The 20,819-nt window shown below is 69.0% G+C and carries 21 protein-coding genes and 1 tRNA gene; 13 read left to right on the top strand and 9 right to left on the bottom strand.

Annotation, left to right across the window (positions count from 1 at the left end; genetic code table 11):
* The first annotated feature begins 17 nt into the window (after window positions 1-17).
* The 3 genes from argF to SJY11_RS02975 are packed head-to-tail and all read left to right on the top strand — an operon-like array spanning window position 18 to window position 2,691.
* A complete protein-coding gene (gene argF / locus SJY11_RS02985) occupies window positions 18-938 on the top strand; it encodes an ornithine carbamoyltransferase (RefSeq protein ID WP_376984968.1) in 921 nt (306 codons plus the stop codon).
* The gene (locus SJY11_RS02980) at window positions 938-1,945 is read left to right on the top strand and encodes an Hsp33 family molecular chaperone (protein ID WP_376984967.1); all 1,008 of its coding nucleotides are present in this window, start codon (window positions 938-940) and stop codon (window positions 1,943-1,945) included. The genes argF and SJY11_RS02980 overlap by 1 nt, the downstream gene beginning before the upstream one ends.
* Before the next feature lie 26 nt (window positions 1,946-1,971).
* Window positions 1,972-2,691, top strand: a complete 720-nt coding sequence (locus SJY11_RS02975; protein ID WP_376984966.1) for an HAD family hydrolase — start codon at window positions 1,972-1,974, stop codon at window positions 2,689-2,691.
* 15 nt (window positions 2,692-2,706) lie between these two features.
* On the opposite strand, the gene argE is transcribed toward SJY11_RS02975, so the two are convergent.
* Together argE and apaG are read right to left on the bottom strand one after the other, a co-directional pair.
* Complete coding sequence (argE, locus tag SJY11_RS02970; protein ID WP_376984965.1) at window positions 2,707-3,882, bottom strand: acetylornithine deacetylase; 1,176 nt, start codon at window positions 3,880-3,882, stop codon at window positions 2,707-2,709.
* A complete protein-coding gene (gene apaG, locus SJY11_RS02965; RefSeq protein WP_291827526.1) occupies window positions 3,879-4,271 on the bottom strand; it encodes a Co2+/Mg2+ efflux protein ApaG in 393 nt (130 codons plus the stop codon). The genes argE and apaG overlap by 4 nt, the downstream gene beginning before the upstream one ends.
* Before the next feature lie 196 nt (window positions 4,272-4,467).
* Here apaG and SJY11_RS02960 point away from each other — a divergent pair, with 196 nt between their 5' ends.
* Together SJY11_RS02960 and SJY11_RS02955 are read left to right on the top strand one after the other, a co-directional pair.
* On the top strand, window positions 4,468-5,556 hold the full coding sequence (locus tag SJY11_RS02960; protein ID WP_376984964.1) for a 2'-deoxycytidine 5'-triphosphate deaminase: 1,089 nt from the start codon (window positions 4,468-4,470) through the stop codon (window positions 5,554-5,556).
* Window positions 5,557-5,652: 96 nt separating this feature from the next.
* Window positions 5,653-5,727: transfer RNA gene (locus SJY11_RS02955), tRNA-Gly, on the top strand.
* Between the two features lie 121 nt (window positions 5,728-5,848).
* Here the strand turns inward: SJY11_RS02955 and SJY11_RS02950 are convergent.
* Complete coding sequence (locus SJY11_RS02950; RefSeq protein WP_376984963.1) at window positions 5,849-6,391, bottom strand: hypothetical protein; 543 nt, start codon at window positions 6,389-6,391, stop codon at window positions 5,849-5,851.
* 35 nt (window positions 6,392-6,426) lie between these two features.
* The gene (locus tag SJY11_RS02945; RefSeq protein WP_376984961.1) at window positions 6,427-6,726 is read right to left on the bottom strand and encodes a PepSY domain-containing protein; all 300 of its coding nucleotides are present in this window, start codon (window positions 6,724-6,726) and stop codon (window positions 6,427-6,429) included.
* A gap of 153 nt (window positions 6,727-6,879) precedes the next feature.
* On the opposite strand from SJY11_RS02945, the gene SJY11_RS02940 reads away from it, so the two are divergent.
* The 3 genes from SJY11_RS02940 (at window position 6,880) to SJY11_RS02930 (ending at window position 8,413) form a co-directional block, all read left to right on the top strand.
* Window positions 6,880-7,413, top strand: coding sequence for a YciE/YciF ferroxidase family protein (locus tag SJY11_RS02940; protein ID WP_376984960.1), 534 nt, complete (start codon window positions 6,880-6,882; stop codon window positions 7,411-7,413).
* Between the two features lie 164 nt (window positions 7,414-7,577).
* The gene (locus tag SJY11_RS02935; protein WP_376984959.1) at window positions 7,578-7,769 is read left to right on the top strand and encodes a hypothetical protein; all 192 of its coding nucleotides are present in this window, start codon (window positions 7,578-7,580) and stop codon (window positions 7,767-7,769) included.
* Window positions 7,770-7,819: 50 nt separating this feature from the next.
* Window positions 7,820-8,413, top strand: coding sequence for an SCO family protein (locus tag SJY11_RS02930; RefSeq protein ID WP_376984958.1), 594 nt, complete (start codon window positions 7,820-7,822; stop codon window positions 8,411-8,413).
* Here the strand turns inward: SJY11_RS02930 and SJY11_RS02925 are convergent.
* The 3 genes from SJY11_RS02925 to SJY11_RS02915 all read right to left on the bottom strand — a co-directional run bounded on the left by SJY11_RS02925 (window position 8,358) and on the right by SJY11_RS02915 (window position 12,322).
* Window positions 8,358-10,289 carry a glycosyltransferase gene (locus SJY11_RS02925; protein WP_376984957.1) on the bottom strand — a complete coding sequence of 644 codons (1,932 nt, stop codon included), beginning with the start codon at window positions 10,287-10,289 and terminating at the stop codon, window positions 8,358-8,360. The genes SJY11_RS02930 and SJY11_RS02925 overlap by 56 nt on opposite strands.
* A 132-nt stretch (window positions 10,290-10,421) precedes the next feature.
* Window positions 10,422-11,639: a tryptophan synthase subunit beta gene (gene trpB / locus SJY11_RS02920; RefSeq protein ID WP_326912475.1), complete on the bottom strand. Its 1,218-nt coding sequence runs from the start codon at window positions 11,637-11,639 to the stop codon at window positions 10,422-10,424.
* Window positions 11,636-12,322, bottom strand: coding sequence for a phosphoribosylanthranilate isomerase (locus SJY11_RS02915; RefSeq protein ID WP_376984956.1), 687 nt, complete (start codon window positions 12,320-12,322; stop codon window positions 11,636-11,638). The genes trpB and SJY11_RS02915 overlap by 4 nt, the downstream gene beginning before the upstream one ends.
* A 121-nt stretch (window positions 12,323-12,443) precedes the next feature.
* Between SJY11_RS02915 and SJY11_RS02910 the strand changes: the two genes are divergently transcribed.
* Together SJY11_RS02910 and typA are read left to right on the top strand one after the other, a co-directional pair.
* On the top strand, window positions 12,444-13,745 hold the full coding sequence (locus SJY11_RS02910) for a TAXI family TRAP transporter solute-binding subunit (protein ID WP_376984955.1): 1,302 nt from the start codon (window positions 12,444-12,446) through the stop codon (window positions 13,743-13,745).
* Window positions 13,746-13,921: 176 nt separating this feature from the next.
* Entirely contained in the window at window positions 13,922-15,745 is a 1,824-nt protein-coding gene (gene typA, locus SJY11_RS02905; RefSeq protein ID WP_326912472.1) for a translational GTPase TypA, read from the top strand.
* A 75-nt stretch (window positions 15,746-15,820) separates the two neighbouring features.
* Here typA and SJY11_RS02900 read toward each other — a convergent pair whose 3' ends face one another.
* Window positions 15,821-16,660, bottom strand: coding sequence for a universal stress protein (locus tag SJY11_RS02900; protein WP_376984954.1), 840 nt, complete (start codon window positions 16,658-16,660; stop codon window positions 15,821-15,823).
* 133 nt (window positions 16,661-16,793) lie between these two features.
* On the opposite strand from SJY11_RS02900, the gene SJY11_RS02895 reads away from it, so the two are divergent.
* From SJY11_RS02895 to SJY11_RS02885, 3 genes are all read left to right on the top strand, one after another.
* Window positions 16,794-17,198, top strand: coding sequence for a hypothetical protein (locus SJY11_RS02895; protein WP_376984953.1), 405 nt, complete (start codon window positions 16,794-16,796; stop codon window positions 17,196-17,198).
* Window positions 17,199-17,225: 27 nt separating this feature from the next.
* The gene (locus SJY11_RS02890) at window positions 17,226-18,071 is read left to right on the top strand and encodes a universal stress protein (protein ID WP_376984952.1); all 846 of its coding nucleotides are present in this window, start codon (window positions 17,226-17,228) and stop codon (window positions 18,069-18,071) included.
* A 101-nt stretch (window positions 18,072-18,172) separates the two neighbouring features.
* Entirely contained in the window at window positions 18,173-19,105 is a 933-nt protein-coding gene (locus SJY11_RS02885) for an aldo/keto reductase (protein ID WP_376984951.1), read from the top strand.
* Between the two features lie 141 nt (window positions 19,106-19,246).
* Here SJY11_RS02885 and SJY11_RS02880 read toward each other — a convergent pair whose 3' ends face one another.
* Entirely contained in the window at window positions 19,247-20,701 is a 1,455-nt protein-coding gene (locus SJY11_RS02880; protein WP_376984950.1) for an AMP nucleosidase, read from the bottom strand.
* Between the last annotated feature and the right edge of the window lie 118 nt (window positions 20,702-20,819).

Raw genomic sequence — 20,819 nt, 5'->3', positions numbered from 1 at the left:
AAGCGAAGGATGCGCCCGTGACGCGCCATTTCCTCGATCTCTCCGATTTCTCCGCGACCGAGCTGCGCGCGATCCTGCGCGCCGGCGAGGAGATCAAGTCCCGCCGCCGCACCCCGGCGGCCGTCGGCGACCGCCTGCTCGAGGGCAAGGTCGTCGCCATGGTCTTCGAACAGCCGAGCCTTCGCACGCGCGTCTCCTTCGATGTCGGCATCCGTGAGCTCGGCGGCTCGCCGATGATGGTGACCGGCCGCGAGATCGAACTCGGCGAGCGCGAGACCATCGCCGACACCGCCCGCGTGCTCTCGCGCTATGTCGACGCCATCATGATTCGCATGCTCGACCACGACGCCGTGGTCGAGATGGCCCAGCACGCCACCGTCCCGGTGATCAACGGCCTGACCAAGCGCCAGCATCCCTGCCAGGTCATGGCCGATGTCATGACCTTCGAGGAGCGCAAGGGCCCGATCAGGGGCAAGCGCATCGCCTGGACGGGCGACACCAACAATGTGCTGACCTCCTGGATCCACGCCGCCGGCCGGCTCGATTTCGAGCTCGCCATCGCCACGCCCGCCGAACTGGCGCCGCCGCCGGCGCTGCTCGCCTGGGCGAAGCAGCAGGGTGCGAAACTGTCCCTGACCACGCGGCCGGAAGCGGCGGTCGAGGGTTCCGATTGCGTCATCACCGATTGCTGGGTCTCGATGGGCGACGAGGAAGGCACGCGTCACAACCTGCTGCGGCCCTACCAGGTCGACGAGCGCCTGCTCGGCCGGGCCGAAAAGGACGCCATCTTCATGCATTGCCTGCCGGCCAGCCGCGGCGAAGAGGTCACCGACGCCGTCATGGACGGCCCGCAATCGGCCGTCTTCGACGAGGCCGAGAACCGCCTGCATGCGCAGAAAGGCATCCTCGCCTGGTGCTTCGGCGGGGTTGCCGCCTGATGGACGGAACCGACAGCGGCACGGAAGTGACCGCGCTCGACGACCGCGTCGTCCCCTTCACCGTGCCCGATCTGGACGTCCGCGGCCGCGTCGTGCGGCTGGGCGCCTCGATCGACACGATCCTCGCCCGGCACGGCTATCCGGAGCCCGTGGCGCGCGTGCTCGGCGAGGCGGCGGCGCTGACCGTGCTGCTCGGTACGGCGCTGAAATTCGAGGGCCGCTTCCAGCTCCAGACCAAGAGCGACGGGCCGATCTCGATGCTCGTCGTCGACTTCAACGCGCCCGATGTCTATCGCGCCGTCGCCCATTTCGATGCGGAGCGGCTGGCGGAGGCGGAGGCCGCGGGCCGGCTCTCGACGGGCGATCTTCTTGGCGAGGGCCACCTCGCCATGACGGTCGACCAGGGCTCGGCGACCACGCGCTATCAGGGCGTCGTGGCGCTGACACGCCAGAGCCTCGAGGAGGCGGCGCACCAGTATTTCCGTCAGTCGGAGCAGATCCCGAGTCGGGTGCGCCTCGGCGTCGGCTCGATCGTCACCGGCGAGGGCCGCCAGTGGCGGGCCGGCGGCCTGCTCGTGCAGTTCATGCCGCATTCGGTCGACCGCCTTCGGGCCGCCGACATCCACCCCGGGGATGCGCCGCAGGGCCACGAGATCCTGACCGCCCCGGACCCCGACGGCATCAGCGACGATGCCTGGGCCGAGGCGCGCTCGCTCGTCGAGACGGTTGAGGATCACGAACTGCTCGACCCGCTTCTGGAGAGCGAGCGCCTGCTCTATCGCCTGTTCCACGAGCGCGGCGCCCGCGTCTTCGAGCCGGTTCTCGTCCATGAGGACTGCCGCTGCTCGCGCGAGCGGGTGCTCGGCATGCTCCGCGGCTTCGCCCCGGAAGACCGTGGCGCGATGGTCGCCGATGACGGGCAGCTCGCCGTGACCTGCGAATTCTGCTCGCGGCGCTATGTCTTCACGCCCGGCGAGGTTGAGGAAGGCCTGTCCGCCGGGGCCTGACCGGCCGGCCGAAGGGAGCGGGACCGATGACGCGCCCCATCACCACGATCGGCTTCGACGCCGACGACACGCTCTGGCAGAACGAGCGCTTCTTCCGCCTGACCGAGGAGCGCTTCGTCGCCCTGCTCGGCGACCATGGCGCCGCCGCCGAGATCTCCGGGCGGCTGCTCGAGGCCGAGCGCCGCAACCTCGCCTTCTACGGTTTCGGCATCAAGGGCTTCGTGCTCTCGATGATCGAGACCGCGATCGAGATCACCGACGGCACCGTCCCGGCCTCCGTCATCGGCGAGATCCTCGCCGCCGGCCGCGAGATGGCGGCCCATCCGGTCGAGACCCTGCCGCAGGCGCGCGAGACGCTGGAGCGGCTCGCCGCCAGCCACCGCCTCGTCCTGATCACGAAGGGCGATCTCTTCGACCAGGAGCGCAAGCTGGCGCAGTCCGGCCTCGGCGAACTGTTCCACGGCGTCGAGATCGTCAGCGACAAGACACAGGAAGTCTACCGCCGCATCTTCGAGCGCCATGGCGATGGCCCGCAGCATGCGATGATGGTCGGCAATTCGCTGAAGTCGGACATTCTGCCCGCGCTTGCCGCCGGCGCCTGGGCCGTCCACATCCCGCACGAGCTCACCTGGGCGCTGGAGCATGCCGAGGAGCCGGTCGGTGCGCCGCGCTACCGGCGCCTCTCCCGTCTGTCGGCGCTCGACGAACTCGTCGGGCTGATCGAGGCGGAAGCGGCGGCCGGATAGGTCGCCGGGCGGACCCTACGCCCGGCACTCCGCCATCAGCTTGCGCATGAAGGCCTCGCCCGCGGCGAACTGCTCCAGCGTGATGTACTCGTCGGGCTGATGCGCCTGGTCGATCGAGCCGGGACCGCAGACGATGGTCGGCAGCCCCGCGCGCTGGAAATGCCCGGCTTCCGTCGCATAGGCGACCGCGATCGTGCGGTTGCGGCCCGCCAGCCGCATCACCAGCGTCTCGGCCTCCGAACCCGGATCGGGCGCAAGCCCCGGCACGTCCGAACTCATCACCGTCTCGATTGCAGCCGAAGGCGCGGTCTTGCGCATCCGGGCCAGCACCTCCTGCGACAGCGCGGCGAAGCGCGCCGGCACATCCTCCGGGTCCGAGCCCGGCAGCGTCCTGACCTCCCAGGAGAGGTCGCAGCGATCGGCCAGGATGTTGCGGGCGATGCCGCCATGGAGCTTGCCGACATGGACGGTGTCATAGGGCGGGTCGAAGCGCCCGCTGCCGTCGGGGCTGGCCTCCAGCGCGTCGGCCATCGCCACCAGCCCGGCCGTGAGCCGGATGCCGCCATGAACGGCGCTCGCGCCGAGATGCGGCTTGGAGGAATGGGCGGCGACGCCGGTGATCGTCGTGAAGAAGGTGCGGATGCCCTTATGCGCGTCGGCCAGCTCCAGCGAGGTCGGCTCACCGACGATGACGGCGCGCGGCTTGGGCAGATCCATGCCCATCCGGGCGATGCCGTCGACGACGCCGAGGCAGGTGACCTCCTCGTCATAGGAAAAGAACAGGTGGATCGGCGTCTTGAGATCCGCCGCCACGAAATCCGGCACCAGCGCAAGCGCCAGCGCGATGAAGCCCTTCATGTCGACGGCGCCGCGGCCATAGGCCCGGCCATCCTCGATATGCAGCGTGAACGGGTCGCGGCTCCAGGCCTGGCCCTCCACCGGCACCACATCGGTATGCCCCGAGAGCAGGATGCCGCCACGGTCCTGCGGGCCGATCGTCGCAAACAGCGCCGCCTTGTCGCCCGTGGCGTTGGGAATCCGGATCGAGGCGACGCCCCAGCCGGCGAGATAGGCCTCGACGAAGGCGATCAGCTCCAGATTGGATTTGTGGCTCACCGTGTCGAAGGCGACGAGCCGGGCGAGCATGTCGAGCGGCGCCAGGCGCTGGCCCGTGGAGGAGGACAGGGTCAATGCAGAACCTTCTTCACATAAGGGGAATCGAGCGGAAACAGCGGCACCGCGACATCGAAGATCGTGCCGTCCTCGGCCAGCATCGCATAGAAGCCGCGCATCGAGCCGTCCGGCGTCATCAGCGGGCAGCCGGAGGTGTAGCTGTAGCTCTCGCCCGGCCGCAGCACCGGCTGCTGCCCGACGACGCCCTCGCCGCGCACCTCATGGACCTCGCCGCGCCCGTCGGTGATGAACCAGTGCCGGCTCATCAGCTGCACCGTCCGCGCCGAGAGATTGAGGATCTCGATGGTATAGGCCCAGAAATAGCGGCCCTGGGCCGGAGAGGATTCCCCCTCCATGAAGCTCGGCACGGCGGTCACCCGCACGCCCTGCGTCTCAGCCTGATACATCGCGACGGCTCCGTCCTGATGCGCCCGGCCCGGCGGGCCGCAGACTTGTTAGCGAGGCCGGGGCGGAAGGGTCAATGCCGGAGCCCGCCATTCTCGCGTGGACAACCCGTGCCGCCGCCGCCTCGCCGCGGCGTCCGCGCTTGGCCTTTGCGCGCGGCTTCGCTAGGCGTGGCCGATTGTCCTTCCGGGATTTCGCATGCTGACCCTCCAGCCCGGCATCCAGCCCGACCACTGCATCCGCGCCTTCATCGAGGCCGGCGCGATCCGCCTCGCCCAGCCGCCGGCCGAGGGCCAGATCCAGCCCGCCAGCCTCGATCTGCGCCTGGGCGAGAAGGCCTATCGCGTCCGCGCCAGCTTTCTCCCCGGTCCCGACCGCACGGTCCGGCGCCGGCTGGATGATCTCGCCTTGCATGAGATCGACTTGACCCGTGGTGCGGTTCTGGAGACCGGCTGCGTCTACATCGCCGAGCTGATGGAGGGGCTGAAGCTCCCGGCCGGCCTGCGCGCCGCCGCCAACCCCAAGAGCTCCACGGGCCGACTCGACGTCTTCACCCGCATCATCACCGATTGCGCCCGCGAATTCGATCTGGTCGAGGACGGCTACGAGGGCCCGCTCTTCATCGAGATCTCGCCGCGCACCTTCCCGGTGCTGGTGCGCTCGGGCTCGCGTCTCTCGCAGATCCGCTTCCGGGCGGGCGAGACCCGGCTCGATGACAGGGCGCTGGGCGAGTTGAATAAGCGCGAGACCCTGGTCACGGCGGCCGAGCCTTCCTTCCAGGGCGGCGTCGCCGTCAGCGTCGATCTCTCGGGCTTCGACGGGCTGATCGGCTATCGCGGCAAGCACCACACCGCACTGATCGACGTCGACCGCGTCGGCGCCTACCGCGCCTCCGAGTTCTGGGAGCCGATCCCCAGCGACGGCTCGCGCGCGCTGATCCTCGATCCCGGCCAGTTCTACATCCTCGCCTCCAAGGAGGCGGTGCATGTGCCGCCCGATTTCGCCGCCGAGATGACGCCTTTTGACGCGCTCGTCGGCGAATTCCGCGTGCATTATGCCGGCTTCTTCGATCCCGGCTTCGGCCATAGCGGCGCCGGCGGCCAGGGTGCGCGTGCCGTGCTCGAGGTCCGCTCGCGCGACGTGCCCTTCATCATCGAGGACGGGCAGATCGTCGGCCGGCTGGTCTATGAGGCGATGGCGAGCCGCCCCGCCGCGCTCTATGGCGCCGGGCTGAAGTCGAACTATCAGGGCCAGGCGCTCAAACTCTCCAAGCATTTCCGCGACTGACGCCGCGGCGCCATCCGCGATTCCCGGATGACACCCGCCGCAGCAGGCGCTATGAACGTGCTGCTTCGCGCCGCCTCACGGGCCGCTGCGACGCATGCGGGCGTAGTTCAGTGGTAGAACGTCAGCTTCCCAAGCTGAATGTCGTCGGTTCGATCCCGATCGCCCGCTCCAATCCCCCTCGTCACAGGCTTGACCCTTCCCGCACCACTCCGCGGCCGGTTTTGGCGTATCCCGCGCATGAAAAAACCTCCAGGGCGCGAACCCCGGAGGCTGTCGTCGATCTTATGAAAGATCACACCAGCGGCGCGGTGGCGCGGTAGGGCTCGGCCTTCTCGTCGAAGCGCGACCAGCCCTCCTGGCGGTACTGGGCGAGACGGGCGTCGCGGTTGATCGGCGTGGCGCCGTCCATGATCGCCTCGGCCGCCGGGGCCTGGGCCTCGCTCGTCTTCACCGAGACGACGCTGCCGCCGCGACGCACGGTCTCGGCGTAGTAATGCGCATCCTCCTCGTCGACGCCGGCGCTCATGAAGGAGCCGACCAGGCCGCCCGCGGCGGCACCGGCGACGGCACCCGCCGCGGTGGCGGCGAGCCAGCCCGCCGCAACGACCGGGCCGATGCCGGGGATCGCGAGCATGCCGAGCCCGGCCAGCAGGCCGGCCGCACCGCCGACGCCGGCGCCGATGCCGGCGCCCTCGGCCGCGTTGCTCTCCTCGCCGCGCTCGTCGCGGCCGACCAGGCTGATGTCGGATGCCGGGATGCCGGCGGTCTCGAGCCGCTCGACCACGTCGGCGGCGATCGTGTAGCTGTCATAGGAACGGGTGATGGTGCGGGTCATGGTGACCTCCGAATGGCAATTGAAGACGGGATGGATCAGTTGCGGACGATGTTGCCGCGATAATCGACGGAGACGTTGACCCGGGCACCGCCATGCATGGCCATGCCCTTCCAGACGCCGTTCTCGTCCTTCTTGAGCTCGGTCACGTTGGAGTAGCCGTTCGCTTCGAGCCGGCTCTTGGCCTGGCCTTCGGTGAAGCTGTTGGCGCCGGGCAGCGGGGCGTTCTGGTCGGTGTCGGCCTGGGGCGCCGGCATGGGCGAGGTGGTTGAGGTCTGCGCCATGGCGCCGAACGAGGTCGCCGAGACGAGCATCGTCACGATGAGCAGCTTCTTCATGGGAATTCTCCGTGAGTCGGGGCGACCTGGGTCGCCGGTGCTCAAGGAAACGGCAGATTGCTCGAAAGAGTTCCGCAAATAAACCTGCGAACGGGAGTGGAACAGAGCCGGTTCTCTGCGGTTGGGCGACCAGGCAAACCCCGGAGAACACCGATGGCTACCAATCCCAAGCAGTCCGACCCCAAGCAGTCGCAGCCCAAGCCGCTCGACGAACTGTTCCACGACATGTTGAAGGACGTCTATTACGCCGAAAAGCAGATCCTCAAGGCTCTGCCAAAGATGGCGAAGGCGGCGACGTCGCCCGATCTGAAGAAGGCGTTCGAGACCCACAAGGCCGAGACGGAAGGCCATGTCGAGCGTCTCGGCGAGGTCTTCGAACTGATCGGCAAGGCGCCCCGCGGCAAGACCTGCGACGCCATTCTCGGCATTCTCGACGAGGGCAAGGCCGTGATGGAGGATTATGCCGATAGCCCGGCGCTCGATGCCGGTCTCGTCGCCTCCGCGCAGGCCGTGGAGCATTACGAGATCGCGCGCTATGGCACGCTGAAGGCCTGGGCCGCCCAGCTCGGACACAAGGACGCGGTCAAGCTGCTCGACGAGACGCTGGCCGAGGAAACCAAGACTGACAAGGCGCTGACCCAGCTCGGCGGCCCGGCGAACAAGGCCGCCGTCGCCAAGGCAGCCTGATCGCGGACGTCCAGGCGAGGCCCGCCGCGCGGCACGCGGCGGGCCTTGTTCATGTCGGCGGTCCGAAAAACGCGCGTTTGCATAGCTTCGGCCGCAGGTCAGGCGAGGGCCTGCGTCACGGATGCCGCTTCCGGCGAGCGCCCGGTGGCTGTATGCTGGTGATTATGACCAGCCGCGATGATGGTGTGACATCCGAGATCGATGGGGCACAGGACGCGGCCGCCTCGCGGCTCGGCATCCTGCTCCTGTGCGGCGCCGCCCTGACGCTGTTGCTCGCAGGACTCCTGCTCTGGTGGCGCGAGGGCGATCGTCTTTTCACCGACGGCCTCATCGCCGCCATCGTCGCCTGTTTCTGACGGGCTCAGCCGTCCGGGCGCTCCTCGCCCCCTCCACCGGGATTCCTGCCGTGAACCGCCGTCTCGTCCTGCCCCTCGTCGTCTTTCTCGTCGGCGCGCTGGCGCTCGCCGCCGCTGCGGTGCTGACCTTCGCGCCCGGCCGGCAGGGCCAGTCCGGCTCGGGTACCGCCAGCGTCGGCGGTCCCTTCACCCTGGTCGCTCAGGACGGGTCGAAGCTGAGCGACCAGGATCTGCGCGGCGCGCCCTTCCTGGTCTTCTTCGGCTTCACCCATTGCCCGGACATCTGCCCGACCAAGCTCTTCGAGATTTCGGAGGTGCTGCGCGCGGCGGGGCCGAAGGGCGAGAAGCTGCGCGCGCTTTTCGTCACCGTCGATCCCGAGCGCGACACGCCCGAGATCATGAAGAGCTATCTCGGCTCCTTCGATCCGCGCATCGTCGGCCTGAGTGGCGACCGGCCCGCCATCGACGCGATGATCAAGGCCTACCGCGCCTATGCCCGCAAGGTCCCGCTCCAGGGCGACGACTACACCATGGACCACACGGCGCTCGTCTATCTCATGGGCAAGGATGGCGGCTTCATCGGCGCCTTCAACATCGAGCAGCCGCCGGCGCAGGCGGCGCAGGAATGGCTGCGTCACCTGTAGGCGCAGCGCTTTCCGACAGGGGAGCGCGCCGCCGCGCCAGCCCATGGGCCGTCTTGTTCCAGGCGAAGCGGCGAGCCCGGTACTCGTGCAGCGCCATCCAGGCGGCGATGCAGACCAGCCCGTAATAGAGCGGCAGCAGCGGGAGCAGCAGCAGGAGCTTCGGTGAGCCGCGGCGCAGCGCGCCCAGTGCCGGCGGCAGGAACAGCGCCACCGCGCCGAACAGCCAGACACCGACCGCCAGCGCCGAGGCGACGCTGCCGAAGACATGCGACGGCGCCAGGAGCGAGCCCTCGCGCCAGGCCAGGAAGGCGGCGATCGCGAAGACCGGATAGGCCAGCGCGGTGACGACCGTGCCGAGCCCGAGCGAGAGGAAGGCGAAGGCGGCCGGCAGCCCCGCCTCGCGCAGCACCGTCAGCGGCGCGCGCGAATGCGTCACCAGCGTCTGCATGTAGCCCTTGATCCAGCGAGCGCGCTGCTTCAGCCAGGCCCGCAACGTCAGCGGGGCCTCTTCCCGCGTCTGCGAGGGCAGGTCGCCCATGCGGTAGCCGGCGCGCGCCAGCCTGACGCCGAGATCGGCATCCTCCGTGACGTTCCACGCATCCCAGCCACCGACTGCCCGCAGCGCGCGTGTGCGGAAATGGTTGGAGGTGCCCCCCAGCATGATCGGCAGGCCCGCTCTCAGCAGGCCGGGGTTCAGCACCTCGAACAGCCCGGCATATTCCAGCGCGAACAGGGCCGGGAGCAGCCCTTCGCCCGGATGGTCGATCACGAGGCGCGCCTGCAGGCAGGCGAGATCCTCCGGCGCGCGCAGGAAGCGCGCCGCCGCCATGCGCAGTTGCTGCGGATCGGGGATGTCCTCAGCGTCGAAGATCGTGAACAGCTCGCCGCGGGCCTCGATCAGGGCGAGATTGAGCGCCCGCGGTTTCGTCCGCGGTTCGCCGGGCGGCACGATCGTGACCTGGATCTGCGGCGGCAGGGGCAGCCGCGACAGCGCGCTCTGCATGCCGGTGTCGTCGGCCTCGATCAACAGGCGAATGTCGAGCTTCGCCGGCGGATAGTCGAGGTGCCGGAGGGCTTCGAGCATCTGCTCCAGCACCCTCTCCTCGCGGTAGAGCGGAATCGCCACGCTGTAGACCGGCAGCCGGCTGTCGTCGACGCGCCAGCGATGCCGGCGCCAGAGATCGGGCAGCGGCTGCTCGATTGCCGCCCCGAGCCGCAGAAGGATCAGCCCGAGGAAGAGCGGGCCCAGCAGCAGCGCGACCGCAAAGAACGTCTCGAGCGGCGCGACCACGGCGCCGGCGAGCGCGGCTGCTGCGGCGAGAGCGGCCGTGATGCGCTGGCCGCGGCTGGAGCCGGTGCGGGCACTGTCGCGGGCGAGGCCGGGCGCGTCGCGATTGGCGGCGCGCTGCGCGAGCCTCTCGGCATTGGCCTCGCGCAGGGCCGCTGCGAAACGTCTTGGTGTCACCACGGCGACATCGTCGCGCCGGCGCGGTCCGGCCTCCAGCATGGCTCGCAGCGCCGGTCCTTCGGGAGCCAGGACGAAGCGGTGGCGGCCGAAGGGCTCGGCGAGAATGGGTGCGATGCCGCCGCGCAGGATCGCCGCATGCTCGCCGCCCGGCCTCAGGGCGAAGGGGCCGGCCTGGAAGGGGAGGCCGAGCTCGGCCGCCAGCGCGCGGTAGAGGCTCTCCTCGTCGATCAGCCCACGCGCGAGCACCTCGCGGGCGGGCTCGGTCCGGTCACGTTCGGCGCGTCGCGCCACTGCGACGAGATCGGCCGGTGCGATGCCCTGGCGCGCGAGAAAAGCGATTTCGACCGGCAGGCCGGTCGAGGCCGGCGCCGAAACCTCCGCTTGCCTGTCGTGACCGCTGCCCCCCACTGGCCCGGCTCCGCCCCACGCAACGACGAGACTGTCCGGCGCCAGATGGGCCGGGACAACTCATGGTTGCTGGATCGGGGCTATGAGTCGAGGGGGTGGTCGCGATTATCCCGCCGAAGCGGGCGTTTTCGCTCACATGCCGCCGAGGATTTCCGCCACCTGTGGGATGTCCTTGTCGCCACGCCCGCAGAGATTCATCACCATCAGGTGGTCCTTCGGCAGGGTCGGGGCGAGCTCGATCACCTTGGCCAGCGCATGGGCCGGCTCCAGCGCGGGGATGATGCCTTCGAGCTTCGAGCAGAGCTGGAAAGCCGAGAGCGCCTCGTCATCGGTGGCGGAGATGTAGGTGACGCGGCCGGTGTCGTGCAGCCAGGCATGCTCCGGCCCGATGCCGGGATAGTCGAGCCCGGCCGAGATCGAATGCGCGTCCTTGATCTGCCCATCCTCGTCCATCAGCAGATAGGTCCGGTTGCCGTGGAGGACGCCGGGCTTGCCGCCGGTCAGCGATGCCGCGTGCTGCGCGGTCGAGAGGCCATGGCCGGCCGCCTCGACGCCCCACATCCTGACGCTCGGGTCGTCGAGGAAGGGGTGGAACAGGCCGATTGCGTTGGAACCGCCGCCGATCGCCGCGATCAGCGAATCCGGCAGGCGGCCTTCCGCCTCCAGCATCTGCTCGCGGGTCTCGCTGCCGATCACCGACTGGAAGTCGCGCACCATCGCGGGATAGGGGTGCGGGCCGGCCGCCGTGCCGATGCAGTAGAACGTCGTCGCGACATTGGTCACCCAGTCGCGCAGCGCTTCGTTCATGGCGTCCTTGAGCGTCTTGGTGCCGGACTGGACGGGCACGACGCTGGCGCCGAGCATCTTCATGCGGAAGACGTTGCTGGCCTGCCGGGCGACGTCGACGGCGCCCATATAGACGATGCATTCCAGCCCGAAGCGGGCACAGAGCGTTGCGGTCGCGACGCCGTGCTGGCCGGCGCCGGTCTCGGCGATGATGCGCTTCTTGCCCATCCGCCGCGCCAGAAGGATCTGGCCGAGCACGTTGTTCACCTTGTGCGCGCCGGTGTGGTTGAGCTCGTCGCGCTTGAAATAGATCTTCGCGCCGCCGAGATGCTCGGTCATGCGCTCGGCGAAATAGAGCGGCGAGGGCCGCCCGACATAGTGCTTGAGATAGCTCGCCATGTCGGCCTGGAAGCCGGGATCGACCTTGGCGGCTTCATAGGCCTGCTCCAGCGAGAGCACGAGGGGCATCAGCGTCTCGGCGACGAAGCGCCCGCCGAACAGGCCGAAGCGGCCGTTCTCGTCGGGGCCGGAGCGGTAGGTGTTCGGGTTCTGGGGGGCGTTCATGACCGGCCTGCCTCTGTTGCTGCGGCCGCCGCGGCGCGGGCCGCGACGACGAAATCCGTGATCCGGTCGACATCCTTGACGCCGGGCGCCCGCTCCACGCCGGAGGAGACGTCGACGCCCCAGGGCCGTGCCATCGCGATGGCCTGCGCCACATTCGCCGGATCGAGCCCGCCCGATAGCATGAAGGGCGAAGCCCGGTCGAGCGCCGCCAGGATCGACCAGTCGAAGGCGCGCCCGTGCCCGCCGGGATAGGCGGCGTCCTTCGGCGGCTTGGCGTCGAGCAGGATGCGGTCCGCGATGCCGTCATAAGCGGCGAAGGCGGCGAGATCGTGCCGGTCCGCGACGCCGAGCGCCTTGATCGCGTGCAGCCCGGTCGCGGCCTTGATGGCGCGGACCGTCTCGGGCGTCTCGCGCCCATGCAACTGCAGCCAGTCCGGCCGGACGGCCTCGACGAGATCCGTGAGCTCGGCGATGTCGCGGTCGACGACCAGCGCGACGATCTCGGCACGGCCACGCGCCATCGCGGCCAGCACGGCCGCCTCTTCCGGCTGTACGAAGCGCGGGCTCTTCGGATGGAAGACGAGGCCGATCATTTCTGCGCCGGCTGCCAGCGCGGATTCCAGCGTCTCGGGCGTCGAGAGGCCGCAGATCTTGATGACGAGGGAGGGGGGCGCGGCTGACATCCGACCGCCATACACGAAGGCGATGGCCGCCGCACTTGCGACATGATGGCAGAGGTTGCAATGCTAGACGCGTCCGGCGGATGCCGGCGAAGCGAAGCGGCGACAGGGCGGGCGGACTCGATTGTTCGGCAAGGGGCGGCGCGGTTTCACCATTCTCGCGGGGCTGCTGGCGCTGGCCGGCATCACCGCGGCCATATCGTACGTCGTCAGCCAACCACGGACGCTGCGCCTGGCCGTCGGCCCGCTCCGCTCCGAGGATGCCCGGATGGCGGCGGGCTTCGTTCAGGGGCTGAACCGCGAGAAGTCCCAGATCCGGCTGCGGCTCATCCTGACGGAGGGCTCCGAGGAGAGCGCGCGCAAGATCGATTCCGGCGAGGCCGACCTCGCCATCGTCCGGCCTGACATTGCGCTGCCGGCCAAGGCCGATACGGCGCTCATCACGCGCCGCTCCTTCCCTTTCCTGATCACGGACAAGCAGAGCGCGATTGGGCGCATTGCAGATCTGCGCGGCCGGCGCGTCGGGGTCGTGCGCAATCCGCCCGGCAACATCGCCCTGCTCAAGCTCGTTCTGGCGCAATATGAAGTCGAGCAGGCGGATGTCGAGGTCGTCGGCCTGACCCCGGACGATGTCGTTCCGGCGGCGAAGGAGCGCCGGATCGATGCCTTCTTCTCCGTCAATGCGGTCGGCGCCCGGGCCGGCGGCGACGGAGCGGGCCGTCTGCGCTCGGCCTGGGGAGAGGATCCGGTTCTGATCCCGATCCGCGAGGCGGACGCGCTGGCGGCGCGGATCCGCACCATCGAGACCGGTGAAATCGTGCGCGGTGCGCTCGGCGGCGACCCGCCGCGACCGGCGGAGAATCTGCCGACCATCGCGGTCACCTCGCGTCTCGTGGCTTCGCAGGATCTCGACGAGGACGTCGTCGGCAATCTCGTCAGCGCGCTCCTGGCGCTGCGCGTGACGCTGGCGGCGGAGCTGCCGCAGATCCAGGGACTCGAGACTCCGGCGACCGACAAGGATGCGCCCCTGCCGGTCCATCCCGGCGCGGCCGCCTTCATCGATGGCGAGCAGAAGACCTTCTTCGAGCGCTATGGCGACTGGTTCTATCTCGGCGTGATGGCGCTCTCGCTGCTGGGGACCGGCGCGGCCGGGCTGCTCGGGCGCGAAAGCGCGGCCCGGCGCCGGCAGGCGATGCTGGGACTCGACCGGATGCTGACGCTCCTGCCGCAGATCCGGGCGACGACCGACCCCGCGGCGCTCGATCGCTGCCGCGCCGAGGCCGACGCCATCCTGCTCGAAGTTCTCGGGGATTTCGGCGAGGGCAATCTCGATTCCTCCGCCATCGCCGCCTACCGTCTCGTCTTCGATCAGGTCGGCCGGGCGGTCGTCGAGGCCAAGCTCCGGGCCGCCGCCGTCACGATCTGACGCTGTCGCGTGCAACCGCGATTTACCCATTGCCCGGCTGTCGGGCCGTTCGTGGTTGCCCAAACGCCCGTCAACGTTTATGTGCAGCGCAGCGAATTCCAGTTTCCTCGAGACGGGCTGCGCCGGCAGGGCATCGATCCTCGCCGGCTTGTGGCCATGACAAAGGCCCTTCCCGCATGTCCATGCGCAATATCGCCATCATCGCCCACGTCGACCACGGCAAGACCACGCTCGTCGACAAGCTGCTGCAGCAGTCGGGCACCTACCGCGACAACCAGCGCGTCATCGAACGTGTGATGGACTCCAACGAACTGGAGAAGGAGCGCGGCATCACCATTCTCGCCAAGGCGACCTCGGTCGTCTGGAAGGATGTCCGGATCAACATCGTCGACACCCCGGGCCATGCCGATTTCGGCGGCGAGGTTGAGCGCATCCTGAACATGGTCGATTCCGCGATCGTGCTGGTCGATGCCGCCGAGGGCCCGATGCCGCAGACCAAATTCGTGGTCTCGAAGGCGCTGAAGCTCGGGCTGCGCCCGATCGTCGCGATCAACAAGGTCGACAAGCCCGACGCCCGCGTCACCGAGGTCATCAACGAGGTCTTCGATCTCTTTGCCGCGCTCGACGCAACCGACGAGCAGCTCGACTTCCCGATCCTCTACGGTTCGGGCAAGCAGGGCTGGATGGCGCATGACCCGGCCGGTCCGCAGGACCAGGGGCTCGCGCCGATGTACGACCTCATCCTCAGCCATGTGCCCGAGCCGCGCATCGAGGAGGGCCCGTTCCGCATGCTTGGCACGCTGCTCGAGGCCAATCCCTATCTCGGCCGCATCATCACCGGCCGCGTCGTCTCCGGCACCGCCAAGCCCAATCAGCAGATCAAGGTTCTCTCCGGCGATGGCAGCCTCGTCGAAAGCGGGCGCATCACCAAGATCCTCGCCTTCCGCGGCCTGGAGCGTACGCCGATCGAGGAAGCCATTCCCGGCGACATCGTCTCGATTGCCGGCCTCGTGAAGGGCTCGGTCGCCGACACCTTCTGCGACCCGTCCGTCGAGACCGCGATCAAGGCGCAGCCGATCGACCCGCCGACCGTCTCGATGACCTTCATGGTCAACGACTCGCCGCTGGCGGGCACCGAGGGCGACAAGGTCACCACCCGCGTCATCCGCGACCGCCTGTTCAAGGAGGCCGAGGGCAATGTCGCGCTGAAGATCGAAGAGGCCAAGGACAAGGACAGCTACATCGTCTCCGGCCGGGGCGAACTCCAGCTCGCCATCCTGATCGAGCAGATGCGCCGCGAGGGCTTCGAGCTCGGCGTCTCGCGTCCGCGCGTGGTGCTGAAGCGCGACGAGAGCGGCCAGCTGCTCGAGCCGATCGAGGAGGTCATCATCGACGTCGACGAGGAGCATTCCGGCGTCGTCGTGCAGAAGATGTCCGAGCGCAAGGCCGACATGCTGGAGATGCGCCCGTCCGGCGGCAACCGCCTGCGCCTGATGTTCCACGCCCCGACCCGCGGGCTGATCGGCTATCAGGGCGAACTCCTGACCGACACCCGCGGCACCGCGATCATGAACCGCCTGTTCCATGACTACATGCCCTACAAGGGCGAGATCGGCGGCCGCCGCAACGGCGTGCTGATCGCGATGGAGACCGGCGAGGCCGTGGCCTATGCGCTCTGGAACCTCGAGGACCGCGGCCCGATGATGATCGAGCCCGGCTGGAAGGTCTATCAGGGCATGATCGTCGGCGAGCACACCCGCGAGAACGATCTGGAGGTGAACGTTCTGAAGGGCAAGAAGCTCACCAACATCCGCACCACCTCGAAGGACGAGGCGGTGCGCCTGACCCCGCCGATCCGCATGACGCTCGAGCGCTCGCTGGCCTGGATCGACGACGACGAGCTGGTCGAGGTCACGCCGAAGTCGATCCGCCTGCGCAAGGCGATCCTCGACCCCAACGAGCGCAAGCGCTCGCAGAAGATGAAGCAGGACGTCGCCTGAACCGGGTGGTCCTGGCGGATGTTCGAAGGGCGGGCCGGAAGGCCCGCCCTTCGTCGTTTCGGCGGGAGCCGCCGCTCAGTGGCTCATCAGGATCGGCAGCGTGCATTCGTGCAGCAGCGATTGCGTCACGCCGCCGAGCAGCCATTCGCGCAGGCGCGAGTGCTTGTAGGCGCCGCAGACGATCAGATCGGCCGCGAAGCCGGCGGCCGCCTGGCGAATCTCGGTGGCGACGTCGGCTTCGCCCAGCGCGATGTTGCGCACGCCCACCTTGATCCCGTGCCGTGCCAGATGCGGGGCGAGGTCGGTGCCGGGCAACAGGCCGGCGAGATCCTTCTCGCCGGTGACGGTCACGATCTCGACCTCCTCCGCCTCCTTGAGGAAGGGCAGGGCGTCCGCGACGGCCCGCGCCGCCGAAGCGCCGCCGTCCCAGGCGATCACGATGCGCCGGGCGGCGTAGCGCTCGCTGCCCGGCGGCACGATCAGGACCGGGCGGCCACTGTCGAACAGGGCCGCCTCGATCAGCCCCCGGTCGCGCTGGACCGGATCGGTCTCCATGTCGAGCACCGTGACGTCGTGCACGCGGGCATGGGCCAACAGCCGGTCGCAGAGGCTGGCGAAGACGAGGGACGGGGTCTCGACGGTGCAGACGACGCCGGCGAGGTCGGCCCGGCCCTTGGACTGTTCGGCGAAGGCCTCGGCCAGCTCCTTGATGCGGCGGTTTTCATGGGCGATCAGCTCGGCGCCGAAGGCACCGACCAGCGATCCCGGCACCGCATAGCGCATCGAGGCGGCCTCCAGGGTCAGATGGGCGTCGGCGGACTGCGACAGCGAGATCGCATAGGCGACGGCCGAGCTGTGATTGCCGCGTCCGTCCTCGGTGAAGCCGACGAGAACGCTCTTGATCGAGAGGGGCATGGCGGTCCTCCAGGGGGTTGCTGTTGCCGACAGCTTGCCCGAATGCGCGGCCGACCCCTTGCGCTGGATCAATCCTTCGCGCTCCGATTGGTGGAACAGTGCCCTCGTCGGCGATCGACGGAGGAACGGCACCATGCTTCAGCGCATCTCGCTTCATCTGGGGCGCACCCCGGCGCAGCCCGAAGGCAGCAGCCGCGACGGCTACGAGATCACCGCCCCGCTCGATGCCGAGGGCAGGCTGGTCGCGCAGGAATGGCAGGCGTCCCGCGACAAATGCCGCGTCCGGCGCTTCCGTCCCGGCGAGCCCGACCGCCATGGCTGGCTCCTGCACCGGCCCGGCGGCGAAGGCGGCGCGAACTGGGGCATCGACTATGACGATGCCTCCAGTGAGGATGACGAATTCGGCTACAAGCTGGACCGGCACCGCTTCCAGATCGGGGAATACGTCTCGATCCGCGAGCAGGAGGGCGATTTCCTGCCCTACAGGGTCGTCACCATCCGGCCGGTCGGGGCGTCCGCCGCCGCCGACGCGTCCTGAAGTCGTCGCGACGGAGACCGAAAAGCCATGTCGACCCCTCTGATAACGGCCCAGCCCCTGGGCATCGGGACGCTGCTCGTGCCGGTGCAACTCGGGGAGGGATGCCAACACACGATCCACTTCGCGGCCAGGCTGGCGAAGGCTCTCTCCTGCCGCCTGATCGGTCTGGGGGCCGACCAGATCGAGCTGCCCTATTACGGGGACAGCGCGGGCATGGTCGATGCCGTGGTGGTCGAGAACGGTCGCACGGTCCTGCTCGAGGATCTGGCGAAGGCGGAAGCGCTCTTCCGCGGCGCGGCCGATGGCGTCGCGCTCGAATGGCGCAGCGCGATCGAGCAGAGCCGCCAGTTCCTGCTGACCCAGTCGCGCGCGGCTGATCTGGTCGTCCTCGCGCGCCAGGGACCGGGAGATCCGGCGCTGGGGCGGATGGGCATCGCGCCCGGCGACATCGTCATGGAGTTGGGGCGGCCGATCCTGGTGGTGCCGCCCGGCATCGAAGCCCTCGCGGCGCGCAGCGTGGTGGTCGCCTGGAAGGACACGCGTGAATCGCGCCGTGCCCTGCAGGATGCGCTGCCCTTCCTGGTCCGGGCCGAGATGGTCTCCGTGCTCTCCGTCGGTGCCGATCCCGATGACGACGCAGCCCAGGATGTCTGCAGCTATCTTGCCCAGTACGGCATCGCCGCCCGCCCGGTGCTGCGGCCGAAGGGCGGGGGCTCGATCGTCGGGGAGATTACGGATCTGGTCCGGCATCAGGGCGCGGATCTGATCGTCGCGGGGGCCTATGGCCATAGCCGCCTGCGCGAATGGATTTTCGGGGGCGTCACCCAGGAACTCATCCAGGCCACCCCGGTCTGCTGCCTGATGTCCCACTGAGCCGCCCGCCTTGCGTCCCGCGCAGCGGTGCAGGCTGCAGGCGCGCTTGTTCAGGCCGGCCGGCTCTGGTCCTCTGGGCTGTCCCCGATCAGGAGAGCCCCATGCAGTTCCGCAATCTCGGCCGTTCCGGCCTGCGCGTCTCCCTCGTCGGCCTCGGCTGCAACAATTTCGGCGGCCGCATCGACGACGAGGCCGCGCGCAAGGTGGTCGATGCCGCGATCGAGCACGGCATCACCCTGTTCGACACGGCCGACATCTATGGCGAGAAGGCGGGCTCGGAGCGCGTGCTGGGCGAGGTGCTGGGCGCGCGCCGCAAGGACATCGTGCTGGCCTCGAAATTCGGCATGAAGATGTTCCATGGCGGGCAGGGCGGCTCGCGCCGCTACATCTTCAGCGCCGTCGAGGAATCGCTGACGCGGCTGAAGACGGACTGGATCGACCTCTACCAGTTCCACACCCCCGATCCGCTGACCCCGATCGACGAGACGCTGCGCGCGCTCGAGGACCTCGTGACTGAAGGAAAGGTCCGCTACACCGGCTGCTCCAACATGCCGGCCTGGCAGGTTGCGGATGCGCAATGGACCGCGCGCGATCTGCGCCTGCCCGGCTTCGCCTCTGCGCAGGACGAGTACAGCCTGCTGAAGCGCGGCGCCGAGAAGGACCTGATCCCGGCGCTCACCCATTACCGCATGGGTCTGCTGCCCTATTTCCCGCTCGCCAACGGCGCCCTCACGGGCAAGTACAAGCGCAACGCCCCGATGCCCGACGGCGCGCGCCTGACCAAGCTGCCCGAGCGCGCCGGCCAGATCTTTAGCGACGCCAACTGGGCGAAGATCGAGGCGCTGACTGATTTCTGCGAGGCGCGCGGCAGGACGTTGGTCGAACTCGCCTTCTCCTGGCTCGCGGCCCAGCCGGTCGTCTCCAGCGTCATCGCCGGTGCGACCAGGCCCGAGCAGATCGCCGCCAATGTGAAGGCGGCCGACTGGGCGCTGACAGCCGACGAACTCGCCGAGATCGACCGCATCACGGTCTAGGTTTTCTCGGAACCACGCCGTCATCCCGGACAAGCTGCGCAGCAGCGCCGCTCCGGGATCCATCCTAGAGATCCGGAGCCCTCCGATGGATGCCGGGGCAAGCCCGGGATGACGTCGTGATGTCCGGAAATCGCGAGGGCTCTACCGGAACGGCGGCTCGTCGAAGCTGCGCAGCTTGCGCGAATGGATCGTCGAGCCGGCCTGCTTGAGCCGCTCCAGCGCCGCCAACCCGATCCGCAGATGCTCGCTGACGGCGCGCTCATAGAAGGCGTTGGCGGCGCCCGGCAGCTTGATCTCGCCATGCAGCGGCTTGTCGGAGACGCAGAGCAGCGTGCCATAGGGCACGCGCAAGCGGTAGCCCTGCGCCGCGATCGTGCCCGATTCCATGTCGACCGCGATGGCGCGCGACAGGTTGATCCGGCGACGCTCCTTGGTCCAGCGCAGCTCCCAGTTGCGGTCGTCCTGCGTCACCACGGTGCCGGTGCGCAGCCGGTTCTTGAGCTGGTCGCCCTTCTCGCCGGTGACCTCGGCCGCGGCCTCCTGCAGCGCGACCTGGACCTCGGCGAGGGCCGGGACCGGCACGTCGGGCGGCACCAGCTCGTCGAGGATGCCGTCCTGGCGCAGATAGGCATGGGCGAGGACGTAGTCGCCGATGATCTGCGTCTGGCGCAGGCCCCCGCAATGGCCGACCATCAGCCAGCAATGCGGGCGCAGCACGGCCAGATGGTCGGTGATGTTCTTGGCGTTGGAGGGGCCGACGCCGATATTTACCAGCGTCACGCCCTGCCCGTTCTCACGGATCAGGTGATAGGCCGGCATCTGGAAGCGGTGCCAGGGCGCCGACATCACCCGCTCGGCCGCGCTGACGTCGATCCCGTCGCGCTCGATGCGGACGCCGCCCGGCGTCACCAGCGCCTGCGCCGTGCCGGCCTCGATCTCGGCCAGCCCCAGCCGGACGAACTGGTCGACATAGCGGTGGTAGTTGGTCAGCAGCACCCAGGGCTGCACCGCCCGCCAGTCCGTGCCCGTATAATGCACCAGCCGGCGCAGCGAGTAATCCACCCGCACGGCGTCGAACAGCGAGAGCGGCCGCGGCTGCCCCTCGACGATGTCGAAGGTGCCGTCGGCGATCTCGTCGCCGACCAGCGAGAGCAGCGGCGTCGGGAAATGCCGGGCGAGTTCGGCCGCCGTGATCTTGCCGCGGCCGAGCTCGTCGCCGCCGTCGAGCGCGTAAGGGTAGGGAATTTCCTGGTCGCTGACGCCGGTCTCGATCGTCGCGTCATACTCCTCGACCAGCGGCTCCAGCTGATCGAGCAGATAGCCGCGGAACTCGGCAGGCTGCGTGATCGTGGTCGAATAGACGCCGGGTGCCGCGAATTTGGCATAGCCGCGCCGGGTCGCCGCCGGCAGCTTCGACGGCTCATAGGTCACGCGCAGCAGCGGATAGCGGTAACGCGCGCGCTCGTCGGGCGTCGGCGCCTGCCCGGTCTCGAAGAAGCGCTGCAGATCGCGGCGCAGCGCCGCCCGGGCCTCGCCATAGAGCCTTTCGAGCCGGTCGATCGCGGCGGCGGGATGGGCGGCGGTCTCGAACGTCATGGGCGGGGGCGTCCTTTCGTTCGCACGAGCTTTAGCCCCGGCCTTGCGCGCGTGACAACTGCCGGAGGCTGACAGGGCCTGCGTCTTGACTCGACCAGTGTCGCCAATTACTAAACCA

The organism is Allobosea sp. R86505, from assembly GCF_042466375.1.
In the GTDB taxonomy this organism is placed as follows: domain Bacteria; phylum Pseudomonadota; class Alphaproteobacteria; order Rhizobiales; family Beijerinckiaceae; genus Allobosea.
The sequence above is the reverse complement of the archived record's forward strand: the minus strand, read 5'-3'. Positions and strand labels throughout refer to the sequence as shown.